The sequence below is a fragment of the Aphanizomenon sp. CS-733/32 genome (genome assembly GCF_028330045.1).
In the GTDB taxonomy this organism is placed as follows: Bacteria; Cyanobacteriota; Cyanobacteriia; order Cyanobacteriales; family Nostocaceae; genus Dolichospermum; species Dolichospermum gracile.
This window is the reverse complement of record NZ_JAQMSE010000057.1, coordinates 1-5137: the sequence shown is the minus strand read 5'-3', so window position 1 is coordinate 5137 and position 5137 is coordinate 1. Positions and strand designations below refer to the sequence as shown.

Annotated in this window: 2 protein-coding genes; one reads left to right on the top strand and one right to left on the bottom strand. The window is 41.3% G+C overall.

Going from position 1 to position 5137, the window contains the following annotated elements; all coding sequences use genetic code 11:
- Positions 1-312: 312 nt before the first annotated feature.
- Complete coding sequence (locus tag PN471_RS04785; RefSeq protein WP_271775870.1) at positions 313-1176, bottom strand: zinc metalloprotease HtpX; 864 nt, start codon at positions 1174-1176, stop codon at positions 313-315.
- A gap of 567 nt (positions 1177-1743) precedes the next feature.
- Here PN471_RS04785 and ppc point away from each other — a divergent pair.
- Positions 1744-4752 carry a phosphoenolpyruvate carboxylase gene (gene ppc, locus PN471_RS04780; protein WP_271775871.1) on the top strand — a complete coding sequence of 1003 codons (3009 nt, stop codon included), beginning with the start codon at positions 1744-1746 and terminating at the stop codon, positions 4750-4752.
- The last annotated feature ends 385 nt before the right edge of the window (positions 4753-5137 follow it).

The window sequence follows — 5137 nt, the reverse complement described above, 5'->3', positions numbered from 1 at the left end:
GTAGGTAGACAAAAATAAATAGAACTATGTTAAGTAAGTTAACAGATTCTGAAATTGGCTCGTAGTTAGGGCTTTAGCCCTACTTTCAGGTCTAAAGACCTTACTACAAACCTTTAATTATTTACGTTACTCTACTTAGTTGAGGCTGGTAATGGGTAATTGGTAATAGTTAATTGGTGATGAAAACAGAAATTTCATCCTGTTCATCCTTTAATTCTGGACATCCTGATAGCGAAGCGTGGCGTTAGCCATTTCTGACAATGTACCTAACTAGCAACTGACATTAATATACTTATGACCAAGGATAGATGATTAACGACTAATAAGTTGCCGTTCTAATTGTAGTAAAGCTTCTACTCTTGCTTCAGTGGCTGGGTGACTAGAGAAAAGATTTCCCAAAAACTGCCCGGAAATGGGATGAATAATTAATAATGGTTCAAAAGCTGGGTTAGCATTCAAAGGCATTTGTCTAGCTGTAGATTCTAACCGTTGTAAGGCCCTAGCTAAGGCGCGAGGATTACCTGTTAATTTTACTGCACCAGCATCAGCGGAAAATTCTCTGGTGCGGGAAATTGCTAACTGAATTACAGTAGCAGCAATGGGCGCAAATAGGACTGTTGCTAAGACACCTAAAGGATTGCCACCTCTTTCATTATCTCGTGAACCGCCACCAAACCACATACTATAACTGAGCATTTGCGCGAGGAAAGAAACAGCACCGGCGACAGTGGCGGCGATCGCTTGAGTTAAGGTATCACGATTGATAATATGGGTAAGTTCGTGGGCAATTACGCCTTCTAATTCGTCCTCTGGCAGGATGTCCAAAATCCCCGCAGTAACAGCCACAGCCGCGTGTTCAGGGTCTCTTCCTGTCGCAAACGCATTGGCAGTGGGACTAGGAACAATATACACCCCCGGCATGGGAATATTGGCACGGGTAGATAATTTTTGGACGATGCGATACAGTCCGGGTGCTTCCGCCGCGCTGACAGGTTGGGCGTTATATACTGCTAAAGCAATCTTATCTGATTGATACCATGAGAACAAATTAGTCGCTGCTGCCAACCCAATACCGATAACTAAGCCTCCCGTACCACCAATCACCCAGTAACTAATTGCTATTAATAAGCCACTGAGAGTAGCCAGTAAAATAGCAGTTTTTAGTTGATTTCCCATATTGATAACTCTCCTACTTCTGCTGTGTTAATTTTTGTAACTTTCTCTGGACAACAGCATCTTTTTAGCTACCTCCTGATTGTATCGAGTTCAAATTTGGGGTACAGTGATGAAACCCTGTCACTAGAGTACGGTTTTCCGTTTGAGGTGAATTAGATTCAATTTGTTGCGGATCTAAGTGGTTAGCATGGAAAATTGTCCTTATGGCAAGGGAAGAGGCAAGAGTGAAGAGAGGTTGGGCGATTTTGCTTTTCTTTACACGGATTGCTTTTATTGTGTTCATCGAAATTTATGTCACATTAGTTGACACTCTGTCTAACTCCTGACTTCTGCTATGGCTTTTCTCCTGTTGGCTATTGAGTGAAAGTGAACTTTATCCTAAAATAACTAGTAGGAATTTGGTGAAGCGGTTTATTTTACTTGCCTCTTCTCTACTGAAAATGAATCAAAAGCAGTTAAAAGTAAGATAAGTCACCTGTGAGTAGCTCCTAAAAAAAAGCTAACAGCTTGATATTGGATGCTCAAAAAGGTAGGTTAGATGTTTTGAGTATCTTAAGTAAGAGTATGATGAAAAGTATGAAAGCTGAACATATTGATTTTCCAGTGCTACAGTCAGAATTATTCTTACGTCATCGTCTACAGGTAGTAGAGGAATTGTGGGAGTCGGTGCTGCGTCAAGAATGTGGTCAGGAAATGGTGGATCTTTTGCGCCAATTGCGGGACTTATGTTCTCCAGAGGGACAAGCCACCAATGACTTAGCTGCATCGGCTGTAGAATTAATTGAACAATTAAATATCAATGAAGCGATTCGTGGGGCGCGTGCTTTTGCGTTATATTTTCAGTTGATTAATATTATTGAGCAGGAATATGAGCAAAAGCAGCAATTAAACCGCTATAGTGGAGAAACGGATGAAGAGGTTTTCCCTAGTATAATTTATTCTACGAACCAAAGAGAAGAAGAATTGCCTATTACTAAGGAAATAGGTAGTGATTTGATGACATCGGAAACTCCGCAAAAAGGGACTTTCGCGGCTTTATTTCCCCTGTTATTTAAATTGAATGTTCCACCCCAACTAATTCAACGTCTAATTTCTCAACTGGATATCCGCTTAGTTTTCACTGCACACCCGACGGAAATTGTCCGTCATACTATCCGGGATAAACAGCGTCAGGTGGTTCATCTTTTGCAAAAACTAGATGAAGCCCAAAGTCGTGCTAGTAGCTATCCTTGGGAAACTTTGGAAGTCAAGGAAAGATTACTGGAAGAAATTCGCCTGTGGTGGCGAACCGATGAGTTGCATCAGTTTAAACCGACAGTTTTGGATGAAGTAGATTATGCTCTTCACTACTTTCAAGAAGTGTTGTTTGATGGGATTACGCAACTATACAAACGCTTCAAATATTCCTTGGGAGAAACTTTTCCTTGGTTACAACCACCAACGACAAATTTTTGCTCTTTTGGTTCTTGGGTAGGTTCAGACCGAGATGGTAATCCTTCGGTGACACCGGAAGTAACTTGGAAAACCGCCTGTTATCAACGGAAAATGGTCTTAGAGCGGTATATTAAGTCAGTTAAAGAGTTGGTGTCTTTATTGAGTGTATCTATGCACTGGAGTGATGTACTACCAGATTTGCTAGAGTCTTTGGAGTTGGATCAATCACAGTTAAGTGGGGTGTATGATGATTTGGCGTTGCGTTTCCGCCAAGAACCTTATCGCCTGAAGTTATCTTACATTCTCCAGCGGTTGGAAAATACCCGCGATCGCAATTTAGCCTTATATAATCGGGAAACCCCAAACAATGAAGATGCACCTATGTACCGTTCGGGTGCAGAATTCTTAACAGAATTGTTGTTAATTCAACGCAACTTAACAGAAACAGGTTTAAGTTGTCGAGAGTTGGAAAACCTGATTTGTCAAGTAGAAATATTTGATTTTAATCTGACTCAATTAGATATTCGGCAAGAATCATCCCGTCATGCTGATGCTATCAATGAGATTCTGGAATACTTGCAACTGTTACCCCAGTCCTACAACGAATTATCAGAAGCACAGAGAATCGCCTGGTTAACTTCAGAATTGCAAACTCGACGGCCATTGATTCCCGCTGAATTACCATTTTCAGAAAAAACCAATGATGTGATTGAAACCTTCCGAATTTTGCGATCGCTACAACAAGAATTTGGCATTAAAATCTGTCAAACTTATATTATTAGTATGTGCCGTGAAGTTAGCGACGTACTAGAAGTTTTACTCCTCGCCAAAGAATCAAGCTTATTTGATCCTGTAGTTGCAGTGGGAACAATTCGCGTTGTGCCTCTATTTGAAACCGTAGAAGATTTACAACGTTCTAGGGGCGTAATGCGCCAACTGTTTGAATTGCCTTTATATCGGGCAATGCTGGCTGGAGGTTATACCACAATCAACAAAAGTGAAGAACAAGCATCTCCATCTGTTTCTACTTTGAATCCTAACTTACAAGAAGTAATGTTGGGGTATTCCGATAGTAATAAAGATTCTGGTTTTTTAAGCAGTAACTGGGAAATTCATAAAGCTCAAAAATCACTTCAGAAAATCGCCGAAAGTTACGGTGTAAATCTGCGGATTTTCCACGGACGAGGCGGTTCTGTAGGTCGTGGTGGCGGTCCTGCCTATGAAGCGATTTTAGCCCAACCAGGTCACAGTATTAGTGGCCGGATTAAAATCACCGAACAAGGGGAAGTCTTAGCTTCTAAATATTCCTTGTTGGATTTGGCTTTGTATCACTTGGAAACCATCACCACAGCCGTAATTCAAGCCAGTTTATTAGGAACAGGGTTTGATGATATTGAACCTTGGAATGAGATTATGGAAGAGTTATCTCATGCGTCGCGTCAGCACTATCGTAACCTAATTTATGAGCAACCTGATTTCATTGACTTCTTCCACCAAGTCACCCCCATTGAAGAAATCAGCCAATTGCAAATTAGTTCTCGTCCGGCCCGTCGTCCATCTGGTAAAAAAGATTTAAGTAGCTTACGAGCGATTCCTTGGGTATTTAGTTGGACACAAACCCGGTTTTTATTACCTTCTTGGTATGGAATTGGAACAGCCTTACAAGAATTTCTGGACGCAGAACCAGAACAACATTTGAAATTACTCCGCTATTTCTACCTCAAATGGCCATTCTTTAAAATGGTGATTTCTAAAGCCGAAATGACTTTAGCAAAAGTGGACATGGAAATGGCGCGTCACTATGTTGATGAACTGTCTAAACCTGAAGACAAACCGCGATTTGAGAAAGTTTTTGAGCAAATTTCTAGCGAGTTCTTGCTGACCAGGGATTTAGTTTTAAAAATCACCGGACACCAAAAACTATTAGATGGTGATCCAGTATTACAACGTTCTGTACAATTAAGAAATGGAACAATTGTGCCGTTAGGATTTATTCAAGTTTCTCTCCTTAAACGATTACGTCAATCTAAAACTGCCCCCACAACCGGAGTAATTCATTCTCGTTACAGCAAAGGAGAATTACTCAGAGGGGCGTTATTAACCATCAACGGAATTGCTGCCGGCATGAGAAATACAGGTTGATAATGGGTAATTTCCCTTAAATTCAATTCGCGATCAGTAGGTGAACACAATAAAACCAAACTGTGTAAAGAAACGTAAAATTGCCCAAACCCTCTTCACTCTTGCCTTTTGCCTTGCCATAACGACAATTTTCAACGCCAACCTACTTAGTAGCTTTTTTGGGCAGCGATCGCCCCCCGGACTTAGCAGATTTTCTAGTCTACTGGCGATTCCGACGGTGCGCCTCGCTATCGCCTCATTTTCTGGTTGGGGCCGATTCTTCTTCTAGATACAGCAATTTGCAATCACACAAGGTACATCTTAGCCCCCTCATCGCTTGCAGGGAGGGGGTTGGGGGTGGGGTTCTTGTTCCAGGTTTGATGACAATTTGCTGTAAGTGGAAACC